Annotated in this window: 2 tRNA genes and 2 rRNA genes; all 4 read right to left on the reverse strand. The window is 54.5% G+C overall.

From position 1 onward, the window contains the following. Nucleotides 1-734: ribosomal RNA gene (locus tag ADU24_RS22395) — 23S ribosomal RNA — on the reverse strand; the annotation flags it as partial. Nucleotides 735-857: 123 nt separating this feature from the next. Next, nucleotides 858-933: transfer RNA gene (locus ADU24_RS22400), tRNA-Ala, on the reverse strand. Nucleotides 934-948: 15 nt separating this feature from the next. Further along, a tRNA-Ile gene (locus ADU24_RS22405) sits at nt 949-1,025 on the reverse strand. 108 nt (nt 1,026-1,133) lie between these two features. Beyond that, nucleotides 1,134-2,685, reverse strand: a 16S ribosomal RNA gene (locus ADU24_RS22410). Nucleotides 2,686-2,715 lie beyond the last annotated feature (30 nt).

Below are 2,715 nucleotides of genomic sequence, written 5' to 3' on the forward strand. Positions count from 1 at the left end.
GATCACCTGGTTTCGGGTCTACGGCCACATACTCATTCGCCCTATTCAGACTCGCTTTCGCTGCGGCTCCGCCTTTTCGGCTTAACCTTGCATGGGACCGTAACTCGCCGGTTTATTCTACAAAAGGCACGCCATCACCCATGAACGGGCTCTGACTACTTGTAGGCACACGGTTTCAGGATCTATTTCACTCCCCTTCCGGGGTGCTTTTCACCTTTCCCTCACGGTACTGGTTCACTATCGGTCACTAGGGAGTATTTAGCCTTGGTAGATGGTCCTCCCGGATTCCGACCGGATTTCACGTGTCCGGCCGTACTCAGGATCCACTCAGGAGGGAACGAAGTTTCAGCTACAGGGCTTTTACCTTCTCCGGCAGGCCTTTCCAGGCCTCTTCGCCTACCCCGTTCCTTTGTAACTCCATGTAGAGTGTCCTACAMCCCCGGAAGGCAAGCCTTCCGGTTTGGGCTATGTCCCGTTTCGCTCGCCGCTACTTGGGGAATCGCRTTTGCTTTCTCTTCCTCCGGGTACTTAGATGTTTCAGTTCCCCGGGTCTGCCTTCAATACCCTATGGATTCAGGTAAAGATGCCACCCCATTACGGATGGCGGGKTTCCYCATTCGGAAATCTCCGGATCAAAGCTYACTTACAGCTCCCCGGAGCATATCGGTGTTAGTCCCGTCCTTCATCGGCTCCTAGTGCCAAGGCATCCACCGTGCGCCCTTTCTAACTTAACCTAAAAGGTTTGTTCACTCTTGAAACAAGAGAGAAAACTAAAATGGCGATCACTCGGTTCTTCTTGGTTACTTCTTCTTAACATTATCCAGTTTTCAAGGAACGAAGTTCGTCACAAAGACGATTGGTGGAGCCTAGCGGGATCGAACCGCTGACCTCCTGCGTGCAAAGCAGGCGCTCTCCCAGCTGAGCTAAGGCCCCGTTTTAAGGTATGAATGGTGGGCCTAAATGGACTCGAACCATCGACCTCACGCTTATCAGGCGTGCGCTCTAACCAGCTGAGCTATAGGCCCACATCATTATACAAGAGGAATTGCTCCCTCAAAACTAAACAAACAAGCGCGTCAACATCACAGCCCCGAAGGACTGAGTTCCGATTGCCCTGAAGGCAATATCCTTAGAAAGGAGGTGATCCAGCCGCACCTTCCGATACGGCTACCTTGTTACGACTTCACCCCAGTCATCTGTCCCACCTTAGGCGGCTGGCTCCTTGCGGTTACCCCACCGACTTCGGGTGTTACAAACTCCCGTGGTGTGACGGGCGGTGTGTACAAGGCCCGGGAACGTATTCGCCGCGGCATGCTGATCCGCGATTACTAGCGATTCCGGCTTCATGCAGGCGAGTTGCAGCCTGCAATCCGAACTGAGAATGGTTTTATGGGATTGGCTTCACCTCGCGGCTTCGCTGCCCTTTGTACCATCCATTGTAGCACRTGTGTAGCCCAGGTCATAAGGGGCATGATGATTTGACGTCATCCCCACCTTCCTCCGGTTTGTCACCGGCAGTCACCTTAGAGTGCCCAACTGAATGCTGGCAACTAAGATCAAGGGTTGCGCTAGTTGCGGGACTTAACCCAACATCTCACGACACGAGCTGACGACAACCATGCACCACCTGTCACTCTGTCCCCCGAAGGGGAACGTCCTGTCTCCAGGAGTGTCAGAGGATGTCAAGACCTGGKAAGGTTCTTCGCGTTGCTTCGAATTAAACCACATGCTCCACCGCTTGTGCGGGCCCCCGTCAATTCCTTTGAGTYTCAGCCTTGCGGCCGTACTCCCCAGGCGGAGTGCTTAATGCGTTTGCTGCAGCACTAAAGGGCGGAAACCCTCTAACACTTAGCACTCATCGTTTACGGCGTGGACTACCAGGGTATCTAATCCTGTTCGCTCCCCACGCTTTCGCGCCTCAGCGTCAGTTACAGACCAGAGAGCCGCCTTCGCCACTGGTGTTCCTCCACATCTCTACGCATTTCACCGCTACACGTGGAATTCCGCTCTCCTCTTCTGCACTCAAGCCCCCCAGTTTCCAATGACCCTCCACGGTTGAGCCGTGGGCTTTCACATCAGCCTTAAGAGGCCGCCTGCGCGCGCTTTACGCCCAATAATTCCGGACAACGCTTGCCACCTACGTATTACCGCGGCTGCTGGCACGTAGTTAGCCGTGGCTTTCTGGTCAGGTACCGTCAAGGTACCGGCAGTTACTCCGGTACTCGTTCTTCCCTGACAACAGAGCTTTACGACCCGAAGGCCTTCTTCGCTCACGCGGCGTTGCTCCGTCAGACTTTCGTCCATTGCGGAAGATTCCCTACTGCTGCCTCCCGTAGGAGTCTGGGCCGTSTCTCAGTCCCAGTGTGGCCGATCACCCTCTCAGGTCGGCTACGCATCGTCGCCTTGGTGGGCCGTTACCCCACCAACTAGCTAATGCGCCGCGGGCCCATCTGTAAGTGACAGCCGAAACCGTCTTTYAGCTTYCCTCCATGTGAAGGAAAGGRTTATCCGGTATTAGCTCCGGTTTCCCGAAGTTATCCCAGTCTTACAGGCAGGTTGCCCACGTGTTACTCMCCCGTCCGCCGCTGAAGTTCCAAAAGCAAGCTTTTGAAACYTCCGCTCGACTTGCATGTATTAGGCACGCCGCCAGCGTTCGTCCTGAGCCAGGATCAAACTCTCCAAAAAGAGTTGAGTCATGCTCAAAATGTTACGTTG

This window comes from Bacillus sp. FJAT-27245 (assembly GCF_001273955.1).
In the GTDB taxonomy this organism is placed as follows: Bacteria; Bacillota; Bacilli; order Bacillales; family Cytobacillaceae; genus Bacillus_D.